Origin of the sequence: Rhodococcus sp. CH91 (assembly GCF_022554085.1) — a bacterium.
GTDB lineage: Bacteria > Actinomycetota > Actinomycetes > Mycobacteriales > Mycobacteriaceae > Rhodococcus.
This window is the reverse complement of record NZ_JAKFYR010000002.1, coordinates 83,532-107,691: the sequence shown is the minus strand read 5'-3', so window position 1 is coordinate 107,691 and position 24,160 is coordinate 83,532. Positions and strand designations below refer to the sequence as shown.

General features: G+C 68.1%; 22 protein-coding genes. 8 read left to right on the top strand and 14 right to left on the bottom strand.

Going from position 1 to position 24,160, the window contains the following annotated elements; genetic code table 11:
* Positions 1-12 precede the first annotated feature (12 nt).
* The 4 genes from MOM01_RS04105 to MOM01_RS04090 all read left to right on the top strand — a co-directional run bounded on the left by MOM01_RS04105 (position 13) and on the right by MOM01_RS04090 (position 3,810).
* Entirely contained in the window at positions 13-1,161 is a 1,149-nt protein-coding gene (locus tag MOM01_RS04105) for a zinc-dependent alcohol dehydrogenase (RefSeq protein WP_241384135.1), read from the top strand.
* Positions 1,162-1,173: 12 nt separating this feature from the next.
* A complete protein-coding gene (locus MOM01_RS04100) occupies positions 1,174-1,749 on the top strand; it encodes a hypothetical protein (protein WP_241384134.1) in 576 nt (191 codons plus the stop codon).
* A gap of 122 nt (positions 1,750-1,871) precedes the next feature.
* A complete protein-coding gene (locus MOM01_RS04095) occupies positions 1,872-2,990 on the top strand; it encodes a wax ester/triacylglycerol synthase domain-containing protein (RefSeq protein ID WP_241384619.1) in 1,119 nt (372 codons plus the stop codon).
* A gap of 55 nt (positions 2,991-3,045) precedes the next feature.
* A complete protein-coding gene (locus MOM01_RS04090; protein WP_241384133.1) occupies positions 3,046-3,810 on the top strand; it encodes a DUF1542 domain-containing protein in 765 nt (254 codons plus the stop codon).
* A 28-nt stretch (positions 3,811-3,838) separates the two neighbouring features.
* On the opposite strand, the gene MOM01_RS04085 is transcribed toward MOM01_RS04090, so the two are convergent.
* From MOM01_RS04085 to MOM01_RS04070, 4 genes are read right to left on the bottom strand one after another with little or no spacing between them, the layout of a single operon-like run.
* Positions 3,839-4,636 (bottom strand): Fpg/Nei family DNA glycosylase, encoded by a 798-nt coding sequence (locus tag MOM01_RS04085; protein ID WP_241384132.1) that lies wholly within the window; start codon positions 4,634-4,636, stop codon positions 3,839-3,841.
* A 3-nt stretch (positions 4,637-4,639) separates the two neighbouring features.
* Positions 4,640-5,119 carry a ribose-5-phosphate isomerase gene (locus tag MOM01_RS04080; protein ID WP_241384131.1) on the bottom strand — a complete coding sequence of 160 codons (480 nt, stop codon included), beginning with the start codon at positions 5,117-5,119 and terminating at the stop codon, positions 4,640-4,642.
* Positions 5,070-5,741: a GNAT family N-acetyltransferase gene (locus MOM01_RS04075; protein WP_241384130.1), complete on the bottom strand. Its 672-nt coding sequence runs from the start codon at positions 5,739-5,741 to the stop codon at positions 5,070-5,072. The genes MOM01_RS04080 and MOM01_RS04075 overlap by 50 nt, the downstream gene beginning before the upstream one ends.
* A gap of 35 nt (positions 5,742-5,776) precedes the next feature.
* Positions 5,777-6,409, bottom strand: coding sequence for a mycothiol-dependent nitroreductase Rv2466c family protein (locus tag MOM01_RS04070; protein WP_374112254.1), 633 nt, complete (start codon positions 6,407-6,409; stop codon positions 5,777-5,779).
* Between the two features lie 159 nt (positions 6,410-6,568).
* On the opposite strand from MOM01_RS04070, the gene MOM01_RS04065 reads away from it, so the two are divergent.
* Positions 6,569-7,810, top strand: coding sequence for an NAD(P)/FAD-dependent oxidoreductase (locus tag MOM01_RS04065; RefSeq protein WP_241384129.1), 1,242 nt, complete (start codon positions 6,569-6,571; stop codon positions 7,808-7,810).
* Positions 7,811-7,875: 65 nt separating this feature from the next.
* The gene (gene pepN / locus MOM01_RS04060) at positions 7,876-10,458 is read left to right on the top strand and encodes an aminopeptidase N (RefSeq protein ID WP_241384128.1); all 2,583 of its coding nucleotides are present in this window, start codon (positions 7,876-7,878) and stop codon (positions 10,456-10,458) included.
* Positions 10,459-10,540: 82 nt separating this feature from the next.
* Here the strand turns inward: pepN and MOM01_RS04055 are convergent, their stop codons facing one another.
* The 3 genes from MOM01_RS04055 to MOM01_RS04045 all read right to left on the bottom strand — a co-directional run bounded on the left by MOM01_RS04055 (position 10,541) and on the right by MOM01_RS04045 (position 12,015).
* Entirely contained in the window at positions 10,541-11,014 is a 474-nt protein-coding gene (locus MOM01_RS04055) for a DUF5130 family protein (protein ID WP_241384127.1), read from the bottom strand.
* On the bottom strand, positions 11,001-11,273 hold the full coding sequence (ctaJ, locus tag MOM01_RS04050; protein ID WP_241384126.1) for an aa3-type cytochrome oxidase subunit CtaJ: 273 nt from the start codon (positions 11,271-11,273) through the stop codon (positions 11,001-11,003). The genes MOM01_RS04055 and ctaJ overlap by 14 nt, the downstream gene beginning before the upstream one ends.
* 112 nt (positions 11,274-11,385) lie before the next feature.
* Entirely contained in the window at positions 11,386-12,015 is a 630-nt protein-coding gene (locus MOM01_RS04045; RefSeq protein WP_241384125.1) for an HNH endonuclease, read from the bottom strand.
* A 185-nt stretch (positions 12,016-12,200) separates the two neighbouring features.
* Between MOM01_RS04045 and MOM01_RS04040 the strand changes: the two genes are divergently transcribed.
* The gene (locus MOM01_RS04040) at positions 12,201-12,593 is read left to right on the top strand and encodes a globin (RefSeq protein ID WP_241384124.1); all 393 of its coding nucleotides are present in this window, start codon (positions 12,201-12,203) and stop codon (positions 12,591-12,593) included.
* Positions 12,594-12,609: 16 nt separating this feature from the next.
* Here MOM01_RS04040 and MOM01_RS04035 read toward each other — a convergent pair whose 3' ends face one another.
* Positions 12,610-13,029: a cupin domain-containing protein gene (locus tag MOM01_RS04035; RefSeq protein ID WP_241384123.1), complete on the bottom strand. Its 420-nt coding sequence runs from the start codon at positions 13,027-13,029 to the stop codon at positions 12,610-12,612.
* A gap of 110 nt (positions 13,030-13,139) precedes the next feature.
* Between MOM01_RS04035 and MOM01_RS04030 the strand changes: the two genes are divergently transcribed.
* On the top strand, positions 13,140-14,753 hold the full coding sequence (locus tag MOM01_RS04030) for a glycoside hydrolase family 13 protein (protein WP_241384122.1): 1,614 nt from the start codon (positions 13,140-13,142) through the stop codon (positions 14,751-14,753).
* Between the two features lie 3 nt (positions 14,754-14,756).
* On the opposite strand, the gene MOM01_RS04025 is transcribed toward MOM01_RS04030, so the two are convergent.
* From MOM01_RS04025 to MOM01_RS04000, 6 genes are all read right to left on the bottom strand, one after another.
* Positions 14,757-15,455 carry a hypothetical protein gene (locus tag MOM01_RS04025; protein ID WP_374112268.1) on the bottom strand — a complete coding sequence of 233 codons (699 nt, stop codon included), beginning with the start codon at positions 15,453-15,455 and terminating at the stop codon, positions 14,757-14,759.
* 34 nt (positions 15,456-15,489) lie between these two features.
* Positions 15,490-15,924, bottom strand: a complete 435-nt coding sequence (locus MOM01_RS04020; RefSeq protein WP_241384121.1) for an acyl-CoA thioesterase — start codon at positions 15,922-15,924, stop codon at positions 15,490-15,492.
* Positions 15,925-15,927: 3 nt separating this feature from the next.
* The gene (locus MOM01_RS04015) at positions 15,928-20,733 is read right to left on the bottom strand and encodes an NAD-glutamate dehydrogenase (protein ID WP_241384120.1); all 4,806 of its coding nucleotides are present in this window, start codon (positions 20,731-20,733) and stop codon (positions 15,928-15,930) included.
* Between the two features lie 101 nt (positions 20,734-20,834).
* Complete coding sequence (locus MOM01_RS04010; RefSeq protein ID WP_241384119.1) at positions 20,835-21,254, bottom strand: acyl-CoA thioesterase; 420 nt, start codon at positions 21,252-21,254, stop codon at positions 20,835-20,837.
* Positions 21,247-22,920, bottom strand: a complete 1,674-nt coding sequence (gene ettA / locus MOM01_RS04005) for an energy-dependent translational throttle protein EttA (RefSeq protein WP_241384118.1) — start codon at positions 22,918-22,920, stop codon at positions 21,247-21,249. Before ettA ends, MOM01_RS04010 begins: the two co-directional genes overlap by 8 nt.
* Positions 22,921-23,003: 83 nt before the next feature.
* Entirely contained in the window at positions 23,004-24,137 is a 1,134-nt protein-coding gene (locus MOM01_RS04000) for a lipase family protein (protein ID WP_241384117.1), read from the bottom strand.
* Positions 24,138-24,160: the final 23 nt, after the last annotated feature.

Here is a 24,160-nt window from a genome sequence, read left to right as displayed (position 1 = left end):
GAGGGAGCATGCATGCGCGCGATGGTCTATCGCGGCCCGTATCGGGTGCGCGTCGAAGAGAAGGACATTCCCCGGATCGAACATCCCAACGATGCGATCGTGCGGGTCGAACTGGCCGCGATCTGTGGGTCCGATCTGCATCTCTACCACGGAATGATGCCCGACACGCGGGTCGGCACGACGTTCGGCCACGAGTTCGTCGGCGTCGTCCACGAGGTGGGGCCTTCGGTGCAGAACCTGAAGCCCGGCGACCGCGTGATGGTCCCCTTCAACGTCTACTGCGGCTCCTGTTTCTTCTGCGCACGTGGCCTGTACTCGAATTGCCACAACGTCAATCCGAATGCGACCGCGGTCGGCGGCATCTACGGGTACTCGCACACCTGCGGCGGGTACGACGGGGGTCAGGCGGAGTTCGTGAGGGTGCCGTTCGCCGATGTCGGCCCCACGCTCATCCCCGACTGGATGGATCGCGAGGACGCCCTCATGCTCACCGACGCCCTCGCGACCGGATACTTCGGCGCGCAGTTGGGCGACATCGTCGAGGGCGACACCGTGGTGGTCTTCGGCGCCGGTCCGGTGGGCCTGTACGCCGCCAAGTCCGCCTGGTTCATGGGCGCCGGCCGGGTCATCGTGATCGATCACCTCGAGTACCGCCTGGAGAAGGCGCGGAGCTTTGCGCACGCGGAGACCTACAACTTCGCGGAGTACGACGACATCGTCGTGCTGTTGAAGAAGATCACCGATCATCTCGGGGCGGACGTCGCCATCGATGCCGTCGGCGCGGAGGCGGACGGCAACTTCCTGCAGCACGTCACGTCCGCGAAACTGAAGATGCAGGGCGGTTCGCCGGTGGCCTTGAACTGGGCCATCGACGGTGTCCGCAAGGGCGGAACCGTCTCGGTGATGGGCGCTTACGGACCGATCTTCAGTGCGGTGAAGTTCGGGGACGCGTTGAACAAGGGACTGACCCTGCGGATGAACCAGTGCCCCGTCAAGCGCCAGTGGCCCCGATTGTTCGAGCACGTCCGCAACGGCTATCTGAAACCCCACGACATCGTCACCCATCGTGTGCCGCTCGAACACGTTCCGGAGGCGTACCACATGTTCTCGTCGAAGCTCGACGGATGCATCAAGCCGATCATCGTCGCCGACGGGAGCTGAGGAGGAATCGCCATGGTCTACACCGCCGAGAAGCCCGAACCCCGTGAGACCCCCGACCGGTTGCGGGCTCGCATCCCCGGATGGGGGGTCGATCTGGACCCCCGGGACCGCCCGTCCGTACCGAAGGAACGGTTCGCCCCGGAACTGACCGGCGCGCACTGGGACTTCCCCGAACGCCAGCCCGGATACGAGACCCGGGAGCGCTCGATCGAGCACGCCTTCGTCACGCCGGTCTTCGGCACCGCCGCGCCGCTGAAGGGGCTGTCCGGTGTGGTTCGGCGGTACGCATACCGGCGGTACAGCGAAGCGCGTGCCGCGCACTGGCTGCTGCTGATCGGCGCCGACCGCATCGATGTCGTGGAGAGTCGCGTGCGTGGGCTGTTGCAGGGCCGGCCCGACAATCCGGTGACCGAGAGCGGGCTCCGGGCCGAGATCAGCGGGCACGGAGGGGTGTCACGACGCCGGAGCACGCGGGCCGATCTCGGCCACCAATGGCTCGATCCACTGGTCTCGGGAGCCCCGTGGATCGCCGCAGCAGGACTCGGGGCGGCGGCAGTGGGCCGCTGGAAGGGTCGGTCGCATAGATGAGAGCCTGCACCTGGGACGGCCCCGGATCCGGTCACTACGTGTCACCTTTGCGACTCGAAACTGCAAAACGGGGGCAAAGCGCCGGTGTGCGGCATTCACGATGTGAGAGCGTCCCTCTTGTGATGGACGCCCCGGACGACCGTGCCCGAGCTCGGCCGGCGTACGGTTCCTCCGTCGTCGCGGCCGTCCTTCTCGATGCCACTCCCGACTGGGACCGGGTCGAGGCGGTGCTCGCACCCGGCAACCACGAGTCGCCCGGTTTCCGGCACCGGGTGGTGGAACTGCCCTTCGGGCTCGATCCACCCCGACGAGCCGTGGACCCCGATTCCGCTCCGCCCTGGCATCTCGAACGGGTGGCGCTGGATGCTCCGGCCGGTTTCGACGAGGTACTCGCCTATGCTCGTTCGGCACCTGAGCCGTCCGAGTTCGACCATCCGCGGTGGGAACTGACCCTGCTGGACGGCCTGGACGGCGGACAGTCGGCACTCGTCATCCGTCTCGGTCACCCGGGCTCGGCCCTGAGCGCCGGCCGATCCGATTCGATGCTGTCGTGGGCACGGTCGGTCTCCGAGCACGGCGCCGACTCGTTCCGCACCGCGGCACACATGTTCACCTCGCTCGGCACGAACTTGATGAAGGCTCTGTCGGGCCGCACCGGTGACGGTGCCGACGAGCAGGCCCGCCGGATCCCGCGCCTGCATGTCCTCGACGCGGACCTGCCCGCCCTGCGGCGTGCCTGTGAGCGCGCCGGCTGCGGCGTCCCCAGCGGGTTCACCGCCGCGATGATCCTCGCCTGCGCCGAATACCGACGTCGTCACGGCCGCACGCACGACGAACTCCGCGTGGTGGTACCGGGGCCGGACGGCGGGGTGGTTCCCGTGGCACTCGACGACGCGACGGCACCCGGCGCGCTCGATGTCGTCGAGCTCATGCGGCGCATCGACACGTCGTTCCCATCGTCCCCCACGGGGGCGCCGCCGGAGGCCGACGTTCCCTTCGGTCCGCAGGATGTGGTGGTGTCCTCGTTTCCGGGCTCCCACATGCCGTTGTATGTGGGCGGGGCGAAGATCGAGCGGTACTACGGCTTCGGTACGGCCTCCGGCGCCATGCTCACGGCCTCCGCGATGTCCTATCGCGACACCTGCTGCATGGGACTGACCGTGGATCCGGCCGCTGTCGCCGACCGCGAGTCGTTCGACTCGTGCCTGCAGGAGGCGATATTCGCGGTCCTCGGGGAATGACCTTCGCATCGGTACGCTGGAATACAGGACCCGCCCCCGACCGAAAGGATCGGCCGTGGAACTTCTGCTCGTCATCGCTGCTGTCGGCGCGGTGGTGTACTTCGTCTCCCGCTCCCGGAAGAGCACCACCCGCCATCGAACCGACACCCTCGACGACGCCAAGGCCGAGGCGAGACAAGCCATCGAGCGTCTGGGCGGCCAGATCTACAACCTCAGCGGCACCGACGACGCCTCGCGGCAGGCTCTCGCGGATGCATCCGAGCGATTCACCGCCGCCGGTTCCCAGATCGAGCAGGCGAACACGCCGGTACAGGCCCGGCTCGCCAAGCAGACCGCGCTCGAAGGTCTCTACTACATCCGCGCCGCGCGCACGGCGATGGGAATGGACCCCGGACCCGAGATCCCCACGCTCGACGGCCAGCAGTCGGCGGGGCAGGTGACCGAGAAGCGCAGCGTCGACTTCGAAGGCCGCACCATCGCCGCGTCCCCCTCGCCGTCCTCCGCGACGCCGAACTACTATCCCGGTGGCCGCGTCGCAGGTCGGCCCGTCCCCGCGGGCTGGTACTCGGAACCCTGGTGGAAGCCCGCGCTGGTCGCGGGTGCATGGGGTGTGGGCTCGATGCTGCTCTTCTCCTCGCTGTTCGCCGGGATGGCCGGTGTCCCCTACGACGCCCAGGCGTTCGAGAACGGGGCCGGCGACGGAACGGACTCCGGCGAACGACACGAGAACGACGAGTACGGCGGGGACGAGGCCGACAGCGGCGACAGCTTCGGAGCCGACGAATCCGGCGGCTTCGATTTCGGGGGATTCGACTTCTGAACCCGGGCGCGCGCCCGGGGGCTCCGGCTCAGGACGGCTGGCACACGGGGCACCAGAACAGGTTCCGCGCCTGCATGACCGAGTGCAGCACGGGTGTACCACACACGCGGCAGGGCTCACCGGCGCGCCGGTAGACATACGTCCTCGGCCTGTTCTTCGCGTAGGCGGGCGCTCCGTGATCGTGTTCGGGCCGCACGACATGCATGCGCCCGCGTTCGACCCCCACATTCATCAGTTCGACGAGATCCGCCCAGATCGCATCGAATTCGGTGCGGGACACCTTGTTTCCCGGTCGTTCGGGGTGAATTCCGTGCCGGAACAGCACTTCCGCCCGGTACACATTGCCCACCCCGGCGAGCACGGCCTGATTCATGAGCAGGGATCCGATCGCCGTGCGCGACTTGCAGATCCGGCGCCAGGCCTGCTCCGGATCGGTGTCGGAACGGAGCGGGTCGGGGCCGAGTCGCGACGCGATCGCGTCGACCTCTCCCCCGGTGAGCACCTCGCAGGCCGTCGGACCACGCAGGTCGCTGCCGTGACGCAGTCCGATCATCCGCATCCGGACCTGCCCCACCGGTTCGCCGAGCGGCAGTTCCCGATCGGTGAACTCGCCGTAGATGCCGAGATGCACGTGGACGACGAGACCGCCCTCGTAGTGGTGGAACAGATGCTTCCCCCATGCGTCCGCGTGGGTGAGAACGCGCCCGTCCACGGCAGCGGCGCCGTCCTCGAACCGCCCCTGAGGGCTGGACACCCGCACCGGCGCACCCGAGTACCGCTCGTGATGCAACCGGGCGAGCCGGTGCAGGATGTGTCCTTCGGGCACGGATCAGGCAGGCGCGCCGGGCACTGCCGGTGCTTCGCCGGTCTTCTCGTATTCGGCGAGGATGTCGATACGACGCTGGTGACGCTCTTCGTTCGACCACGCGGTCACCAGGAAGGCGTCGACGATCGCGAGGGTCTCCTCGAGGCTGTGCATCCGCCCACCGATACCGATGAGCTGCGCATTGTTGTGCTCGCGCGCGAGCTTCGCGGTCTCCACGCTCCACGCGAGCGCACAGCGGGCACCCGGAACCTTGTTGGCGGCGATCTGCTCGCCGTTACCGCTGCCGCCGAGCACGATGCCCAGGCTGCCCTCGTCGGCGACCGTGCGCCGTGCGGCCTCGATGCAGAACGCCGGATAGTCGTCGAGGGCGTCGTACTCGAACGCACCGCAGTCGACCGGCTCGTGGCCGTTCTTCTTCAGGTGCTCGATGATCTCATTCTTCCGTTCGAAGCCCGCGTGATCGGCTCCCAGGTAAACGCGCATGCCCAGAGTCTAACGAGGCACCCCGGCCCGGCTGCACGCGCCGCATCGCCCAGACCTTCGGACCGTCGTCCGGCAGCGCGACGACGCCGGTGACCACGAATCCGAGACTTTCGTAGAAGCCGACGTTCGTTTCCGACGAGGTCTCCAGGCAGGCCGCGAACCCCTGCCGTTCGGCCTCGCGGAGCCCCGGACCGAGAACCGCTCTGCCCAGCCCGCGTCCCTGCGATGCCGGGTCGACCCCGACCGTGGCCAGGAACCACACGGGCTCCGAGGGACGCAAACCCTCGGTGGCCCGGTCGGCGAGTTCGGCCGCGAGCGCACGATCACCGCGCAACTCCGCCACCCGGCCGGCGACCGAGCCGAACGCCGCGTCGAGCCCGGTGGAGGACGGCGTCGTCCACACGGCCACCCCATCGACGTCGTCGGAGACCCAGACCGTGCCGCACCGCATCCCGATCTCGGTGAGGAACAGTCCTTGCAGGGCACGGACCCGCTCCTCGTGATCCCGGCCGTCGACGGTGTACCGGGTGAACGGATAGTCGGCGAACGCTCTTCCGAGGGTCGCCGTCGCCTTTCCGACATCCCGAACCGTCGCCGGCCGGATCACATGATCATCACGCACGGCAGGACAGCCTACCGAGTGCGCGCTCCCCCGGCTCAGCCGAAATCGGGGTCCTCGTCGCGGCTGCGCTTCAGTTCGAAGAAGTGCGGATAGGACGCGAGCGCGACGACCCCGTCCCACACCTTTCCGGCCTCCTCGCCCCGCGGGATCTTCGAGAGCACGGGCCCGAAGAAGGCGACGCCGTTGACGTGGATGGTGGGGGTTCCGACGTCCTGCCCCACCTTGTCCATTCCCGCGTGATGGCTGGCGCGCAAGGCCTCGTCGTAGCCGGTCTCGTTCGCCGCGTCGGCCAATTCCGGATCCAGGACGAGTTCGGCGAGCGACTGGGCGATCACGTCGGCGAAGTCCCGATTCCCTTCGTTGTGGATCCGCGTACCCATCGCCGTGTACAGCGGGGACAGGATGTCGTCGCCGTACTTCTCGGCCGCGGCGATCGCCACGCGCACCGGTCCCCACGCCGTCTTCATCATCTCGGTGTACTCCTCGGGCAGATCGCGACCCTCGTTGAGTACGGCCAGGCTCATCACGTGGAAACGCGCCTCGATGTCGCGCACCTTCGTCACCTCGAGAATCCAGCGTGAGGTGATCCAGCACCACGGGCACAGCGGGTCGAACCAGAAGTCGGCGGTGTCCTTGCCGGACGAGGACGCGGCAGTCAGGTCGCTCAAGAAGATCTCCTCACAAGAGTTCGTACGGGAACCGTGCACCTACGGTGCTGTAGAACACGTATCCGGCACCGATTCTTCCCGAAGCCGGCCGCAAGGATGTGGCGTACCCGTAGCGTCGTAGCCGAGTACGTCCGGCACACATCGCTCGGGAGGCTCGGGATGTCGGGTGAGGACACCTTCCTGATCGTCGGTGCCGGACTGGCAGGCGCCCGGCTCGCGGAAGAACTGCGAGCCCGGGATTTCCCGGGACGCATCGTGTTGTTCGGCACTGAAGAGCACCTTCCCTACGAGCGCCCGCCCCTGTCGAAGGAGTACTTCGCCGGCAAGAAGCAGCTCCGGGAGTTCACGGTGCATCCGGGCGACTGGTACCGGGACCACCGCGTGGAGCTGCGACTCGGTACGACGGTCACGGGAATCGACGCCGCCGCGCACACCGTGACGATGCCCGACGGTTCCACCGAGCACTACGACAAGCTCGCTCTCGCCACCGGTTCGACGCCCCGGACCGTCCCGATTCCCGGCGCCGACGCCGACGGCGTCCATGTCCTGCGCACGGTCGAGGATTCCGACGCGGTGCTCGCTGCGATCCAGGGAGAGACCGATCATGCGGGCTGGCTGGCCGTCATCGGCGCGGGCTGGATCGGCATGGAGATCGCCGCGAACGCCCGCGGCCGCGGTGCCGGGGTGGTGGTCGCCGAATCGGCGGAACAGCCCCTGCTCGGCTCCCTCGGCGCGGAGATGGGAGCGGTGTTCGCCGACTTGCATCGCGCACACGGTGTCGATCTCCGGACGAACACCTCGGTGCGCGAGATCGTCGCGTACGACGGCCGTGCGAGCGGCATCCGCTTCGGGGACGGCACGGTGGTGCCGGCCGACGCGGTACTCGTCGCGGTCGGTGCCCGGCCGAACGTCGACCTCGCTCGTGATGCCGGACTCGCGGTCGAGGACGGCGTACTCGTCGATGCGTCTCTCGCGACGAGTGATCCCGACATCGTCGCGGTCGGTGACATCGCCGCCGCCGAGCATCCGGTCCTCGGCACCCGCGTCCGGGTCGAGCACTGGGCCAACGCCCTGAATCAACCGGCGGTCGCGGCGGCGACCATGCTCGGGCACGAAGCCGTGTACGACCGGCTCCCCTATTTCTTCACCGACCAGTACGACCTCGGTATGGAATACGTCGGGCTCGCACCTCACGACGCACGCGTGGTCACCCGCGGCGACGTGCACGGCCTGCAGTTCCTCGCGTTCTGGCTCGACGACGAACGGCGGGTCCGCGCCGGGATGAATGTCGGCATCTGGGACGCCGGCGACGACATCCGCTCGCTGATCACCTCCGGCAGGCCCGTCGACCTCGATGCGCTGACGGACACCGCCGTGCCGTTGTCCGACGTCACTCCGTGAGAAGCCCGGCGATCATGATGGGATGGACGCCGACCGACATTCCGTCGTGAGAAGGAGTTCTTTCCGTGGCACCACCGAATCTGACCCGCGAGCAGGCCGCCGAACGGGCCGCGGTCCTGTCCGTCGACAACTACAACATCGAACTGGACCTGACCGACGGCGCCGGTGCGCCGGGCACGACGACGTTCCGGTCGGTGACCACCGTCCGGTTCGATGCGACCGAAGGCGCTTCGACCTTCATCGACCTCATCGCGCAGACGGTGCACTCGGCGACTCTCAACGGTGAAGCCGTGGACGTCTCGGGGTACAGCGAGGAGACCGGAATCGCCCTGACCGGACTCGCCGCCCACAACGAACTCGTCGTCGACGCCGAGTGCCTGTACACCAATACCGGTGAGGGACTGCACCGGTTCGTCGATCCCACCGACGACGCGGTCTACCTGTACTCGCAGTTCGAGACCGCCGACGCGAAGCGGATGTTCGCGTGCTTCGACCAGCCCGACCTCAAGGCCACCTTCGACCTGCGGGTCACCGCACCGCACGAGTGGGCGGTGATCTCCAACGCGGAGACCGTGCAGACAGCGGCCGCGCAGCCGGGCACCCACATCTTCCGCACCACCCCCCGGATGAGCACCTATCTCGTCGCGCTGATCGCCGGACCGTACTCGGTGTGGTCCGACGAGTACACCGACGAGCACGGCACCATCCCGCTCCGGATCTTCTGCCGCGCATCGCTCGCCGAGTTCATGGACGCCGACCGGCTGTTCACCGAGACGAAGCAGGGCTTCGGTTTCTACCACGCCAACTTCGGCATTCCCTACGCCTTCGGTAAGTACGACCAGCTGTTCGTACCCGAATTCAATGCCGGTGCGATGGAGAACGCCGGAGCGGTGACCTTCCTCGAGGACTACGTCTTCCGGTCCAAGGTCACCCGCTATTCGTACGAGCGGCGCGCCGAGACGGTGCTGCACGAGATGGCGCACATGTGGTTCGGCGACCTCGTCACGATGCGGTGGTGGGACGACCTGTGGCTCAACGAGTCGTTCGCGACGTTCGCGTCGGTGCTGTGCCAGGCCTCGGCCACCGAGTACACCAACGCGTGGACGACCTTCGCCAACGTCGAGAAGTCGTGGGCCTACCGGCAGGACCAGCTGCCGTCGACCCACCCGATCGCGGCGGACATCCCGGATCTCGCGGCAGTGGAGGTCAACTTCGACGGGATCACCTACGCGAAGGGCGCTTCGGTGCTCAAGCAGCTCGTCGCGTACGTCGGTCAGGAACCTTTCCTCGCGGGTCTGCGCGAGTACTTCCGCGATCACGCCTACGGCAATGCGACCTTCGACGATCTTCTCGCGGCGCTCGAGAAGGCGTCGGGACGCGACTTGTCGGATTGGGGTGCCCAGTGGCTCAAGACGACCGGCCTGAACATCCTGCGACCGGACTTCGACGTGGACGAGCAGGGACGTTTCACCCGGTTCGCGGTACTGCAGGAAGGTGCCGCGCCCGGCGCCGGCGAGTTCCGCGTTCATCGCCTCGCGATCGGTGTGTACGACGACGACGGTTCCGGCAAGCTCGTGCGCACGCACCGCGTCGAGATCGACGTCGACGCCACCGAGCGCACGGAGGTTCCCGAGCTGGTGGGTGTGCCGCGCGGTGCGTTCGTTCTCGTCAACGACGACGACCTCACCTACTGTTCGGTGCGCCTGGACGAGGATTCCCTCGCGACGGTCACCGCGCGGGTCGGAGACATCGCCGAATCCCTGCCCCGCACTCTCGTGTGGTCGGCAGCGTGGGAGATGACGCGTCAGGCCGAGATGAAGGCGCGCGACTTCGTGGCGCTCGTGCAGCGCGGGATCGCGGCCGAGACCGAGGTCGGGGTCGTCCAGCGGCTGCTCATGCAGGCACACACCGCCCTGGAGGCCTACGCCGATCCGTCCTGGGCCGAAGAACACGGCCGCCCGGATTTCGCCAACCGGCTGCTCGAGCTCGCCCGCGAGTCCGAACCCGGCTCCGACCATCAGCTCGCGTTCGTCAACGCGCTGACCACCGCCCACCTGTCACCCTGGCACACCGAGGTCCTCGAGGAATTGCTCGGCGCCGATCCCGGCACCGTCGGCCTGCCAGGACTGGTGGTCGACACCGATCTGCGCTGGCGGATCGTCCAGGCCCTCGCCGCCGCAGGGGAAGTCGACGCGGACGGTGTGCAGTCGCCGTTCATCGATGCCGAAGCCGAGCGCGATCCGACCGCGGCGGGTGCCCGTCAGGCGGCGGCGGCGCGTGCCGCGCGGCCACAGGAGGCCGTCAAGGAACAGGTGTGGCAGTCGGTCGTCCACGACGACAGCGTCCCGAACATCACCGCCCGCTCGGTGATCGGCGGTTTCGCTCCCGCCGGTCAGAGCAGCCTGCTCGAGCCGTATGTCGCGCGTTATTTCGCGGAGGTGCCCGGAGTGTGGGAGCGCCGGTCGAGCGAGGTCGCGCAGACTGTGGTGATCGGCCTGTATCCGTCGTGGTCCATCAGTGAGCAGTCGGTGGCCGCCGCGGACGAGTTCCTCGCCGGTGATCATCCGCCGGCGCTGCGCCGGCTGGTCGTCGAAGGCCGCGCCGGTGTCGTGCGGTCGTTGAAGGCGCGGGCGTTCGACGCGTCCTGAGGCGCGGACCCCGTAGAACGACCGTGGCCCGCCGCCACTCCGTCAGGGAGTGGCGGCGGGCCACGAGGTCACGTGCTGCGACTCAGGGAGCGACCATGGCGTTGGCCATGACGCGCACCGCGCTGGTGATGCCGTCGAGCAGGTTTCCCTGGCCGAACGACGAGACCGCTGCGGTCACGCCGAGCTGGAGCACCCGGTCGGTGGCGCGGTCTGCGGCGAGGCGACCCGAGCGGATCTCGATGCTGCGCTGGTTCGGGTACACGGCCACGAGCACCGAGTTCTCGGCCTCCGGCGTGGTCGGCAGCAGGGCGTCGGTCGTCGCTGCCGGGTCGGCGGCGTCGCCGATGTACACGGTGAACCGCACACGGGTGGCGCGCAGAGCGTCGGTGAGCGTGTCGTCGAGAGTGATCAGGTCCTGATCCTTGAACGGCGCGCCGGTGAAGGGCGCACCGAGGCCGCGGACCGCGGAGATGCGGCCGCTGGCGGTGAGAGCCGCCCCGTGCGGCAGATTCTCCGGTGCGACGACCGGGCGCTGGATCACGTCACCACTTGCCACTTGCGGTACCTCCGATCAGCTCCGCCGAGGTCAGTGCGGCATGACCGTGACCATGATGCGGGTATTTCCAGGGATGGGTCGATTCGTCCGTCGCCGTCCACAGCAGCGGCTCGTGCTCCCACTTCCGGTCGAGCGTGTACGGGTCGTCCGAGGGGGTCGAGCCCGGGTACTTGCTCAGGACGAAGGACAGCCCACCGAAGACCAAGACGATCAGCAGCGGGATGCCGACGAAGATCAGGGTTGTCTCGAGAATGCTCACAGCCAAACGTTATCCCAGCTGACCGGGAAAGGTCGCATACGCCCCGAAAACGAAGGGTGGGTGACCGGAGTGTCGCCTCGATGGAGACCCGCCGGGCGTGTAAGCCCTCGTGTCAGGCAGCGCCCTCACCGAGATAGGGCAGCCAGGTGGGGTGCAGTTCGGGCAGGGTCGCGAGCAGACGCCAGTGGCGGCCCTTGGGTGGACTCGGCACCACACGCAGGCTCCATCCGAGTTCGGCGAGCAACTTGTCGGCCTTGCGGTGATTGCACGGGGCGCAGGATGCGACGCAGTTCTCCCAGGTGTGCTCACCACCGCGGCTGCGTGGGACGACGTGGTCGATGGTCTCGGCCTTGCCCCCGCAGTAGGCGCACCGATTGCGGTCGCGATGCATGAGCGCGGCCCGGGTCAGCGGGACCCGTGCGTGGTACGGCACGCGCACGTAATTCCGCAGCCGGATCACGGAGGGCAGTTGCAGGGACCACTCGGCCGAGCGCACCAGGGGTGCGAGCGGATCGTCGTGGACGGTGTCGGCCTTGCCACCGGCCATGAGGACGACGGCTCTGCGGGCGGGCAATGCCGTGAGCGGCTCGTAGGTGGCGTTGAGCAGCAGCACTCGGCGTTTCAACCATTCGGGTACCGCCGTGGCGCTGTCGTGCACCACGCGCAGTGTGGTAGCCCCCGGCACCCCTGCAGGGGCGTCCGCGGGCGGGAGTTGTCGATGCGAGCTGCTGCCGTGCTTCATACGACCTCCGAAAAGACTGGGAACAGTGGACCACGGATGTTCCGCAGACGCACCCCGAATCAGCGGACCGATCGAGGCCGAACCGGTGAACATCGGGTGGCGCGCCGGGCGGGACGGCTCGCCGGGCGTTCCACACCCGGATGCGGGCACAATGGAGGATCGAGAGGGACGGTGAACGAAGACAGATGAGTGACGAGCAGACCTTCTACGACGCAGTGGGTGGCGCCGAGACGTTCCGCAAACTCACCGCGCGGTTCTACGAAGAGGTCGCGCGGGACGAGATCGTGCGGCCTCTGTATCCGGAAGAGGATCTCGGTCCGGCCGAGCGGCGCATGCGGATGTTCCTGGAGCAGTACTGGGGTGGTCCACGCACCTACTCCGAGGAGCGGGGGCATCCTCGCCTGCGCATGCGTCATCACCCCTACCGGATCGGCCCGATCGAACGCGATGCCTGGTTGCGCTGCATGCACACCGCCATCGCCTCGATCGACGAGACGACACTCGACGCCGAGCACCGTCGTCAACTCGTCGACTACATGAACATGGCCGCCGATTCGATGATGAACTCGCCGATCTGAAGGGCGACTTCGCGGGTCAGCGGCGCAACAGCGACCGCACGCGGCCTTCGACCCGCTGGACGAAGCGCGTCGTGGGCGTGAGATTGCGCCGCAGGATCGCGTGCTTGCGCACGTATTCGGGCACCTCCCACAGCGAGGTGGTCCCGGCGCGGAAGAGTGCGGCGTCGCCGGCGCGGAGGGTCCGGGGTTCGGTGTCGGCGGAGGAGACGATCACGGAACCCTCCACGATGTGGACGATCTCGTCGACACCGAAATGCCAGTCGAACCGGCCGGCGGTGCAATCCCACACGTGAGTGGTGGTGGTGCGATCGGCGCTCGTCGACCACTGTCCGCTGCGGGCCACAGGATCGCCCTCGCGGATCCACGCCGGGTCGATCGGGTCCTCACGCAACTCCACGTCGTCCAGCGTGACGGCGACGATCGATGTCCTGTTCATGCCGTTCGTCCTATCATGCGGGTCGGCAGTAGGGGAACGGCACCGCCTACGGCCACTGCCTGCGCGTGCGCGCGTCGTTCACCTCGCCGGTCGTCCGGAGGTCTGACACGATGACTCCCGTGTCCCGCGCCGCCGCAGTGTCCTCCGGCCGTCCCGAACCGACGACGCCGTGGTGGCGCGATGCGGTCTTCTACCAGGTGTATCCACGATCGTTCGCGGATTCGGACGGCGACGGTATCGGCGATCTCGCCGGGGTGCGCAGCCGACTCGGTTATCTCGAACTGCTCGGTGTGGACGCGATCTGGCTCAACCCGGTGATGCGCTCACCGATGGCCGATCACGGATACGACGTATCCGACCCCCGCGACATCGATCCGATGTTCGGCGACATCTCCGACCTCGACGATCTCGTCGCCGACGCGCACGCCCGCGGCCTCCGCGTCGTGATGGATCTCGTACCGAACCACGTCAGTACCGAGCACGCCTGGTTCCGGGAGGCGCTGCGTTCGGGCCCCGGAAGCCGCGCCCGGCGACGATTCCACTTCCGGGACGGACGCGGTCCGGACGGCAGCGAACCGCCGAACAACTGGCCGAGCCTGTTCGGCGGTCCCGCCTGGACACGGATCACCGAGCCCGACGGCACCCCCGGTCAGTGGTATCTCCACGTCTTCGCGCCGCAGCAGGCGGATCTGAACTGGGACGACGCGGAGGTCGTCACCGATCTCGAGAAGACCCTGAGATTCTGGCTCGACAAGGGGGTGGACGGTTTCCGCATCGATGTGGCCCACGGCATGGCGAAGCCGTCGGATCTGCCCGATCACGACGGGTGGGAGGCCAACGAACTGCTCGGCCACTCCCCCGACGACCCGCGGTTCAACAACCCCGAGGTCCACGACATCCACCGCCGGATACGCCAGGTCCTCGACGATTACCCCGAGGCGGTGGCGATCGGTGAGATCTGGGTGGACGACCACGAACGATTCGCCGAATATCTGCGGCCGGACGAACTCCACCTCGCCTTCGACTTCCATCTGACGCTGGCGGGATGGGATGCCGACGCCGTACGCCTCTCCGTGGAGAAGGGACTCGCGGCCGTGGCCGCGGTGCAGGCCTCGCCGACCTGGACCCTGTCGAACCACGACGTGGACCGCGAGGTGACCCGCTACGGCGGCGGTGCCGTCGGATCGGCGCGAGCGCGTGCGATGATCCTCGTCGCGCTCGCCCTGCCGGGAGCGGTGTTCGTCTACAACGGCGCCGAACTGGGACTGCCGAACGTCGATCTGCCCGACGAGGTGCTGCAGGATCCCGTCTGGGAGCGATCCGGACGCACCGAACGCGGTCGCGACGGGTGCCGCGTGCCACTGCCCTGGGAAGGTGGAGAACCGCCGTTCGGGTTCACCTCGGCGCCCTCGGCCTGGCTTCCGCAACCGCCGGAATGGCGGGCCCTGACCGTCGAGAAGCAACTCGAGGACACCGGCTCGACACTCTCGCTCTATCGTCGTGCGATCGAACTGCGGCACGAACGTGCGGAATTCGCCGGAGACGAGATCGGCTGGTACGGAAGCCCTCCCGGCTGTCTCGCATTCCGCCGGCCCGGAGGGCTGACGTGTGTGCTCAACGCCGGGAAGGTGCCGGTCGAGTTACCCGACGGCGCCGTCCTGCTCGCGAGCGCATCCCTGACCGGACGGACGTTGCCGCCCGACGCGGCGGCATGGCTGGTCTGACGGCTACCGGACGACACTCAGACCGAGTTCACCGGCCCGGCGGAGGTAGACGGAGCCGTACCGGGCGTCGATGCGCGTCCACGTGGGGGTCGCACGGACCCGCACCACCTCGGCCGGATCGATCCCGGCCGAGTCGACGCTCTCGCGACCGGCGCCCGGCACGAAACCCATCGCGCCGAGTGCGAACACCATGCGCATCGGCACACCCACCGCGGTGCCGGCCCCGCTGACCTCGAGGACCTCCTGGGCCAGCAGCGAGGCCGGCGGGCCCTGCGCACCGTGCTCACGGGTGAGCGCCACTCCGCGCTGCGCCAGTTCGACGAGGACCCGCGCCGGCACATCGTCGACGTGGACGTATCCCTCGTCCGGCGGCAGTGCGCCCCGCCACGCCGAATCCATCGCCCAGCCCGGATCGAGCTCGGTCCGGGGCGCCGCCCCGGCGAGGAGCGCGGCGCGCAGCGACTCGGCGGCCACACAGGTGTCCGCCGGAGTCACGGTGCCGCGGACGACGCGGCCGGCGAGCACCTCGAAGCCGGTACGCGTCCACACCCCGAGCAGTCCGTCCCCGCGGCGGCGCAACCGCACGACGGCCGCCTCGTCGAGACGCGCGGCGCGGGCGAGGAAGGCGGCCAGATCGGCACTGTCGTCGACGCCCGCGAGTCGCAGCAGCCTCTCGCCGTGTGCGGTGGTGCCGTCGGTCACGTCGCCACTGTCGTCAGACACGTTGCCACTGTCGTCAGACACGTTGCCACTGCCGCAGGAACTCACGTTCGCTCTCGGTGAGCCGGCGCAAGCGCTGCGTCTCGATGTCGAACGCGGCGATCTGGGTGGAGGCGACCACCGCCGGCGCCGAGTCGGTGGGGGCCCCGCTGGGCCGCACCTCGTAGCCGATGGTGAAGTCGACGGCGCGGACCTTCTCGGTCCACATCAACACGTCGAGCGGGCCGTCGTCGTGGCGCAACTGGCCTCGATAACGCACGTGGAGATCGGCGATGACGGCTCCCTCGCGCAGATCCCGGGTGGGGCGACCGTCCGCGAACAACCAGGGGATACGTGCTTCCTCGAGCAGAGTGACCATCCGCGCGTGGTTGATGTGCTGGAAGACGTCCATGTCGGACCACCGCACCATCACCTCGGTGTGGAAGCCGAACTGCTCGCCCGCACCGCTCACTCGTTACCTCCGATCGGGCGCGCCTGTGCGCACCATGCTCCTGATCTGGCGTGCCGCCACCGAGAGGGTGGCGAGGTCCAGACTTCCAGATGCGAAGATCTCTTCGAGCGCCGCCCTGGCCCGTTGCAGCCGCGACCCGTTGGACAACTCCCAGTCCTCGATCATCTCGTCGGTCGACTCGCCCGGTTCCGCGCCCGCGAGCACGTCGAGGACGAGCGAACGCAGCGAGCCGTACAGATCGTCGCGAAGAGCCAGCCGCGCCAGCGAATGCCAGCGGTCGCCCCGCTCGAGACCGGAGACGGCGGTGAGCAGGCGGTCGACACCGAGATGAGCGTCCAGGGCGTAGTACAGATCGGCGACCTGCTCCGCGTCGCGCTGCTCGATGTCGGCGATGTCGATGACGTCGAGCAACGGGAACTGGTCGAGAAGCCGGAAGACGGTGCCCGTCAACTCGTCCGGGGCTCCACGTTCGAGGAGCGGACGGGTGCGGCGTTCGAAGTCCTCGACGTGGTGGCCCCGCATCCACCCCGCGACCTGCGGGGCGAGACAGGTGAAGGCCTCACGGTAGCGGCTGATCTCGGCACCGACGGCGAGCGGTTGCGGCCGGGATCCGAGCAGGCGGCGCGATGCCCGGTCGAGCACCCGCCGGGATTCGAGCAGCAGGTCGTCCTCGATGTCGATGGGCAGCCGGGCACGGCGGATGTCGTCCCACAGGTCGTGCAGTCCGAAGATCGTGGTGACGGCGGCGTACGCCCGTATCGCGTCGGTCGCCGTGGCACCGGCCTCCTCCGCGAGCCGGTAGACATAGCTGGGGCCACCGTTGTCGACGGTGTTGTTGGACAGCAGTGTCGCAACGATCTGTCTCCGCAGCGGATGCGTCATGATGCCGGACCGGAATCGCGTGCGCAGGGCCGGCGGGAAGTAGGCGGGCAGGATCGCGGCGAAGGTCTCGCTGTCGGGTAGGTCCGTGGCGAGGAGGTCGTCGACGAGCGCGAGTTTGACGTGCGCGAGCAATTGCGCCAGTTCGGGCGAGCTGAGCCCCTCCCCTGCCGCTGCTCGACGGTCCAACTCGGCGTCGTCGGGCAGTGCCTCGAGTTCGCGGTCGAGTCCCCGGTCGAGTTCGAGAGCTGTGAGCAGGCGGCGGTGGACTTCGAGCAGTGACGGTGCGGCTGCCCGTTCGAGCCCGAGAACGGCGTTCTGGGCGATGTTGTCGGCGAGCACGAGTTCGGCGACGTCGTCGGTCATGGACGCGAGCAGCGGATTGCGGTCCTCCGCGGCGAGTTCCCCCGCGGTGACCACGGCGTCGAGCAGGATCTTGATGTTCACCTCGTGGTCGGAACTGTCGACTCCGGCGGAGTTGTCGATCGCATCGGTGTTGATCTTCCCGCCGGCGCGGGCGAACTCGATGCGGCCGCGTTGTGTCACGCCGAGATTGCCGCCTTCGCCGACGACCCGGGCACGCAGTTCCCTCGCGTCGACGCGCACACCGTCGTTGCTCTTGTCGCCCACCTCGGCGTGGGTTTCGGTCGATGCCTTGACGTAGGTACCGACCCCTCCGTTCCACAGCAGGTCGACGGGGGCACACAGGATCGCCCGGATCAGTTCGGGGGGCGGGAGTTCGGTGACGTCCTCGGGCAGGCCGAGTGCCGACCGCACCTTCGGGGCGAGAGGAACCGATTTGCTCGTGCGTTCCCACACTCCTCCGCCCTCGGAGATCGCCTCGGCCGGATAGTCCGCCCAGGAGGACCGCGGCAGTTCGAACAGCCGGCGACGTTCGTCGTAGGAACGCTCCGGGTCGGGATCGGGATCGAGGAAGATGTGCCGGTGATCGAATGCGGCGACGAGCGTGATGTGCCTGCTGAGCAGCATGCCGTTGCCGAAGACGTCGCCGCTCATGTCGCCGATGCCGACGACGGTGAAATCGTCTGCCTGGGTGTCGATTCCGAGTTCCCGGAAATGACGTCGGACGCTCTCCCACGCACCCCGCGCGGTGATGCCCATCTCCTTGTGGTCGTATCCCGCGGATCCTCCGGACGCGAACGCGTCGCCGAGCCAGTAACCGTATTCCGCAGCAACGGAATTCGCGAGATCCGAGAACGCCGCGGTGCCTTTGTCCGCGGCGACCACCAGATAGGGGTCGTCGCCGTCGTGGCGCACGACCCGCTCCGGGGCCAGCGCCTCGTTCCGGGCAGCGTCGAGATTGTCGGTGATGTCGAGCAAGCCGGCGATGAACCGCCGGTAACAGCGTTCCCCCCTCTCCCGCACGGCCCGCCGGTCCGCGTCGGCGTCGCCGGTCGGACGCGGGGCGTGCTTGACGACGAATCCGCCTTTCGCTCCGACCGGAACGATCACCGCGTTCTTGACCGCCTGCGCCTTGACCAGACCCAGTACCTCGGTGCGGAAGTCCTCCCTGCGATCCGACCAGCGCAGACCACCCCGCGCGACCCGGCCGAACCTCATGTGCACGCCCTCGACGTCCGGTGCGTACACGAACACCTCGAAAGCCGGTCGCGGTTCGGGGAGTTCGGCGATCCTCCTCGGATCGAACTTGAACGACACCACCCGTCCGGCCGGATCCTCGTCACCCCCTTCTCCTGTCACGTAGAAGTTGGTGCGCAGTGTGGCCCGGATCAACGAGAACAGGCCGCGCAGGATCCGGTCGGTGGCCAGCGCCGTGACCCCTTCGATCGTGGTGGTGAGTTCGTCGACGAGTTCGCGCTCACGTTCGGGGGAAGCGCCGTCCGGATCGAAACGCGCCTCGAACAATTCGACGAGCAGGGCGGCGGTCCGCGGGGCGGCGAGCAGCACACTCTCGACGTTGAACTGGCTGTAGGGAAATTCGGTCTGCCGGAGATATTTCGTGTAGGCCCGCAGCAGGACGATCTGACGCCAGGTCAGGCCCGCCCGCAGCACGAGCTGGTTGAACCGGTCGGTTTCCACCGCGCCGCGCCAGGCCACGGTGAAGGTGTCGGTGAGACGCCGGGCCAGGCCCGGATCGGATCGGAGGATTCCGGGATCGATGTCCTCGGGCAGACACAGCCCGAAATCGTAGACCCAGCATTCCGTTCCGTCCGACCTCGGCATCCGGTACGGGCGTTCGTCGACGACCTCGACTCCGAGACTCTGCAGGACGGGGAGGATGCGGCCCAGCGTCACCGTTTCGTCCGCCGCATAGAGGGTGAACCGCAGGGACAACGGCTCGTCGTCGGGCTCGGGGCGGTACAGGTGGGTGTCGAGATCACCGGAGTCGAGCGCATCGAGCCGCAGCAGATCCGACAGGGCACGATCGGCGTCGAAATCCTCCTTGTACCCCTCGGGTACCACCTCGGCGTATCTCTGGGCGAGCAACGGATCGACACCCGAGGCGCTCGCGGCCGCAGCGAGACGATCGGCCCAGTTACGTGTCGCCTCGGCGAGCAGCGCCTGGATGCGCAGGCGGTTGTCCTCCGAGTTGTCGACCTCACGACGGGCGCGTCCCGGGAAACGGATCGTCACGTGGAGCAGCGCGAGGTCGCGTTCGGAGACCCGCGCGGTGTAGTCGAGCACTCCTCCCCCGAACTCGCGCAGGAGGATCTCCTGGATCGCGATCCGCACCTTCGTCGTGTAGCGATCGCGGGGCAGGTAGACCAGACACGAGAGATACCGCCCGTAGGTGTCCACGCGGACGAACAGCCGGACCTGCCGGCGGATGTCCACCACCGCGGTGACGGTCTCGTAGAGCGTGTCGGTATCCATCGAGAACAGCTCCGCACGCGGGACCGTCTGCATGATCTCGAGCATCGCCTGCCCGCTGTAGGACGACAGGTCGACCCGCGCCCGCGCGACCACCTCCCGCACCCGCCGGGACACCACGGGGATGTCGAGGATGTTCTCGTGCAAGGCGGTCACGGTCAGCACGCCGAGGAAGCGATCCTCGCCGACGACGGCGCCCTGCCCGTCGAGGCGGGCGATGCCGACGAAGTACGGATAGACGGAGCGGTGCACGGTGGCGGGCAGGGCGCCCTGGGTCAGTACGAGGAGCGGACGGCGGCCGGAGTCGACGTCGTCCGGCAGGTCGAGCGGATCACCGGCCGCCGTATCGCTGCGCAGGACCCCCCTGCCGCTGCCGGAAAGCGGTGTGGCGTGGACGTGTCCGCCGGCATCGCCGGTGAAGTCGTACCGGCGGTAGCCGAGGAGGGTGAAGTGCCCGTCGCTCAGCCAGCGCAGCAGATCCGCGGTCTCGGTGAGCTCACCGGTGGTGTAGCGCGCGGGAGGGTCCGCGGCGAGGGCCTCGAGGGCGTCCGCGAGCTCGTGCTGCATCCGGAGCATCTCGTCCGTGTCCGAGACCACCTGCCGGACATCGGACAGGACACGGCGCAAACCCTGCTCGATCTCCTCGATCGTCTCGTCGTCGACCGGTCCCCGGAGCTGGATGTGCATCCACGATTCGAAGGATCCACCGGAGGTGCTCGCACCCTCGCCGGCCAGGGACTCGAGTTCACCCTCGCCGGTGCGACGCGCCGAGAGGACGGGATGGACGACGGCACCGACCGAGACACCGAGGCGGGAGAGCAGCGCCAGTACGGATTCGACCAGCAGCGGCATGTCGTCGGTGACGATCCGGACGGCGACGTCGAGCGGGCCGACGCGGTCGACAGCGACGACTGCGGTCTCCGGGACACGACGACGGCCGAGGCGCACGTGTTCGAGCGCGGCTGTGGCAGGGTCGGTCGTGGACTCCCCGGATCGTTCGTAGATACGCTCGAGGACGACCTCGGGAGATTCGTCACTGTCGGATGAATACTCTTGCGTCGCAGCCGGATCGGCCATCGACACCCCTCCTGGTCTGGCTCCGGATGCACCGCGCGCCGCGGACGGACTCGTGGTCGAGCCTATCCGCGGCGCGCAGCCGAGGGGACGGAACCGGAGGGTCAGCCGGGCGTCAGGGCACGGAAACCGTCGAGCACGGCACGCTCGTCGTCGCCCAGCCGCCGGGCGGTGTCGGTCGCAGGATCGAAGCCGACGAGCACGGCGTCCCCGAAGGCGCACACCGCTCCGCCCTTGTCGGCGATCGTGTGCCGGATCGTGAAGGACGTCGTGCCCACGTGCAGTACCGAGACCTCGATGGCGAGGGGAGCCGACGAATCCTTGATCGGGCGCAGGAACTCGACGTCCATCTTCCGGACCGCGACGGCGGAGCGGGCGGGCAGGTGGCCGCGGAAGAACTTGATCCGCGCCTCCTGCATGTACTCGACGATCTTCGCGTTGTTGACGTGTCCGAGCCGGTCGGAATCACCCCAACGCACCTCCACCGAGCAGGTGAAGACCCGCTTGCCGTCGGCCTCAGTCACGCGTGAGTTTCCGGTGGGTGACGCGGTGCGGACGTGCCGCATCGACTCCGAGACGCTCGACCTTGTTCGCCTCGTATGCCTCGAAGTTGCCCTCGAACCAGAACCACTTGCCTTCCTCGATGTTGCCCTCCCACGCCAGGATGTGGGTACAGGTGCGGTCGAGGAACCAGCGGTCGTGCGAGATCACGACGGCGCAGCCCGGGAACTGCTGCAGCGCGTTCTCGAGCGACGAGAGGGTCTCGACGTCGAGGTCGTTGGTCGGCTCGTCGAGCAGGATCAGGTTGCCGCCCTCCTTGAGGGTCAGCGCGAGGTTGAGGCGGTTGCGCTCACCACCGGAGAGCACACCGGCCGGCTTCTGCTGATCGGGCCCCTTGAAGCCGAACGCGCTCACATAGGCGCGCGAGGGCATCTCGTTCTGCCCGACCTCGATGAAATCGAGACCGTCGGAGACCACCTCGAAGACCGTCTTGCTCGGATCGATGTTCGCTCGGTTCTGGTCGACGTAGCTCAGCTTGACCGTCTCGCCGACCTTGACGGTGCCGCTGTCGGGCTGCTCGAGACCGACGATCGTCTTGAACAGCGTGGTCTTGCCGACGCCGTTGGGTCCGATGACACCGACGATGCCGTTGCGCGGCAGGGTGAACGACAGGTCCTTGATCAGGACGCGGCCGTCGAAGCCCTTGTCGAGGTGCTCCACCTCGACGACGACGTTGCCCAGTCGCGGCGGCGTCGGGATCTGGATCTCCTCGAAGTCGAGCTTGCGGTGCTTCTCGGCCTCCGCAGCCATCTCCTCGTAGCGGGCCAGACGCGCCTTGTTCTTCGTCTGCCGGGCCTTGGCGCCCGAGCGGACCCACTCGAGTTCCTCGCGCAGCCGCTTCTGCAGCTTCTGGTCCTTCTTGCCCTGCACCTCGAGGCGCTCGGCCTTCTTCTCCAGATAGGTGGAGTAGTTGCCCTCGTAGGGATGCAGCTTGCCGCGGTCGACCTCACAGATCCACTGCGCGACGTGGTCGAGGAAGTACCGGTCGTGGGTGACGGCCAGGACAGCACCCGGATAGGAGGCGAGGAACTGCTCGAGCCACAGCACCGACTCGGCGTCGAGGTGGTTGGTCGGCTCGTCGAGGAGCAGGAGGTCGGGCTTGCTCAGCAGCAGCTTGCACAGTGCGACGCGGCGGCGCTCACCACCGGAGAGGTGGGTGACGGGCTCGTCCGGCGGAGGGCACCGCAGGGCGTCCATGGCCTGCTCGAGCTGCGAATCGAGATCCCACGCGTTGGCGTGGTCGAGCTCCTCCTGGAGCTTGCCCATCTCCTCCATCAGCTCGTCGGAGTAGTCGGTGGCCATCAGCTCGGCGATCTCGTTGAAACGATCGAGCTTGACCTTGATCTCGCCGAGGCCCTCCTCGACGTTCTCCTTGACCGTCTTCTCCTCGTTGAGGGGCGGCTCCTGCTGGAGGATGCCGACGGTGGCCTCCGGATCGAGGAAGGCCTCGCCGTTGCTGGGCTGGTCCAGGCCCGCCATGATCTTGAGAATCGACGACTTGCCCGCGCCGTTGGGTCCGACGACGCCGATCTTGGCGCCGTGGTAGAAGCTCATGGTGACGTCATCGAGGATGACCTTGTCACCGTGCGCCTTGCGCACCTTCTTCATCGTGTAAATGAACTCCGCCATGAAGACCAGCGTATCCGGCTCGGGGCGATTACCCACATCGTGCGCGACCGCCCCGGACCCGCGCTGCCCGGGTGCTCCCGGCGTCAGGGCCGAAGCAGGTCCGCGACGAAGCCCGTGGTGTCCGGCAGCGACGCGAACATCGTCTCGGAATGCCCGGTCGGATAGGTCCGGAACTGCGCGTGCGCGCCTCCTGCCCACAACTCCGCGACCAGCGCGAATGCGAGCGGCGCCGGCACCGTGGTGTCGCCCAGCCCCTGAGCGAGGAAGAGCGGCCGGTCGTAGCCGCGGGTCGGTACGGCGAGATAGTCGGTGAACGCCGCGCGGAACCGGTCGTCGCTCAGCGGGCGGGCGAGGATCTCCCCGATGCCGATCCCGCCGAAGCGATCGATGAGCTCGTCGTAGCACAGCTGCTCCGCTCCGTCGACGACCTCCCGTCCGAGATCGGTGAGGTAGGCGTCCACGTCGAGATCGGGATCGGCGTCGCGCAGACCCGCGAAGATGTAGGCGGCGAAGGCGGTGAGTCCTTCGAGGCCGAGATCCGGGAAACCCGGGGAACCGAGCGGGAACACCCGTTCGAGGTTGGACGGCGCGCCCGTCGTGAGAGCACCGCGGAAATCGAGTTCCGGTGCCCGTGTGGTGGCCGCGTGCGCGGTGTGCAGCGCCGCGTGCCCGCCCTGCGACTGGCCGATCACCACCCAGCGGTCGGACAGTGCCGGCTCGACGGCACGTCCCGCCCGCACGATGTCGATGACGCTGTTCGCAGCGGACTGCCCGTCCAGATAGCGGTGCACGCCCTCCGAGCCGAGACCCGGATAGTCGGCCGCCGCCACGGCGTAGCCCTGCGCGAGCCAATGATCGAGATAGGCGGTGTCGCGCGGTGTGCGCGGCAACCGGGAGGGCGCACACGAGTCGGCGAGACCGACGGTGCCGTGCGCCCACGTGACGACCGGCCATCCCCCTTCCGGTGCCGTGCCCCGCGGGAGGAACAATGCGCCGGTCGCTCTCGCCGGGATACCCGCACGCCACTGTGTCGCGTAGTCGAGCACCCGCGCCGAGGACGCGCCCGGCAGGGACAGTTCCGTATCGAGCGGGGTGACGTCGAAGACGGTTCCGGGAGCGGGGCGCGCGTTCACCGGAGGAGGGGACGCGAGTGCCGTCAGCGCGGCCAGAGCGCAGGTGAGCAGCAGGGTGGGGACGACACGCGCGGTACGGGCCATCCCGAGGACGATACGGGTCGTTC

Bases quoted from the DNA above. Each gene is read 5' to 3' on its own strand.
- MOM01_RS04105 (WP_241384135.1), top strand. From the start codon at position 13: ATGCGCGCGATGGTCTATCGCGGCCCGTATCGGGTGCGCGTCGAAGAG.
- MOM01_RS04100 (WP_241384134.1), top strand. From the start codon at position 1,174: ATGGTCTACACCGCCGAGAAGCCCGAACCCCGTGAGACCCCCGACCGG.
- MOM01_RS04095 (WP_241384619.1), top strand. From the start codon at position 1,872: ATGGACGCCCCGGACGACCGTGCCCGAGCTCGGCCGGCGTACGGTTCC.
- MOM01_RS04080 (WP_241384131.1), bottom strand. From the start codon at position 5,119: ATGCGCGTTTACCTGGGAGCCGATCACGCGGGCTTCGAACGGAAGAAT.
- MOM01_RS04065 (WP_241384129.1), top strand. From the start codon at position 6,569: ATGTCGGGTGAGGACACCTTCCTGATCGTCGGTGCCGGACTGGCAGGC.
- MOM01_RS04045 (WP_241384125.1), bottom strand. From the start codon at position 12,015: ATGAAGCACGGCAGCAGCTCGCATCGACAACTCCCGCCCGCGGACGCC.
- MOM01_RS04040 (WP_241384124.1), top strand. From the start codon at position 12,201: ATGAGTGACGAGCAGACCTTCTACGACGCAGTGGGTGGCGCCGAGACG.
- MOM01_RS04035 (WP_241384123.1), bottom strand. From the start codon at position 13,029: ATGAACAGGACATCGATCGTCGCCGTCACGCTGGACGACGTGGAGTTG.
- MOM01_RS04030 (WP_241384122.1), top strand. From the start codon at position 13,140: ATGACTCCCGTGTCCCGCGCCGCCGCAGTGTCCTCCGGCCGTCCCGAA.
- MOM01_RS04015 (WP_241384120.1), bottom strand. From the start codon at position 20,733: ATGGCCGATCCGGCTGCGACGCAAGAGTATTCATCCGACAGTGACGAA.
- ettA (WP_241384118.1), bottom strand. From the start codon at position 22,920: ATGGCGGAGTTCATTTACACGATGAAGAAGGTGCGCAAGGCGCACGGT.
- MOM01_RS04000 (WP_241384117.1), bottom strand. From the start codon at position 24,137: ATGGCCCGTACCGCGCGTGTCGTCCCCACCCTGCTGCTCACCTGCGCT.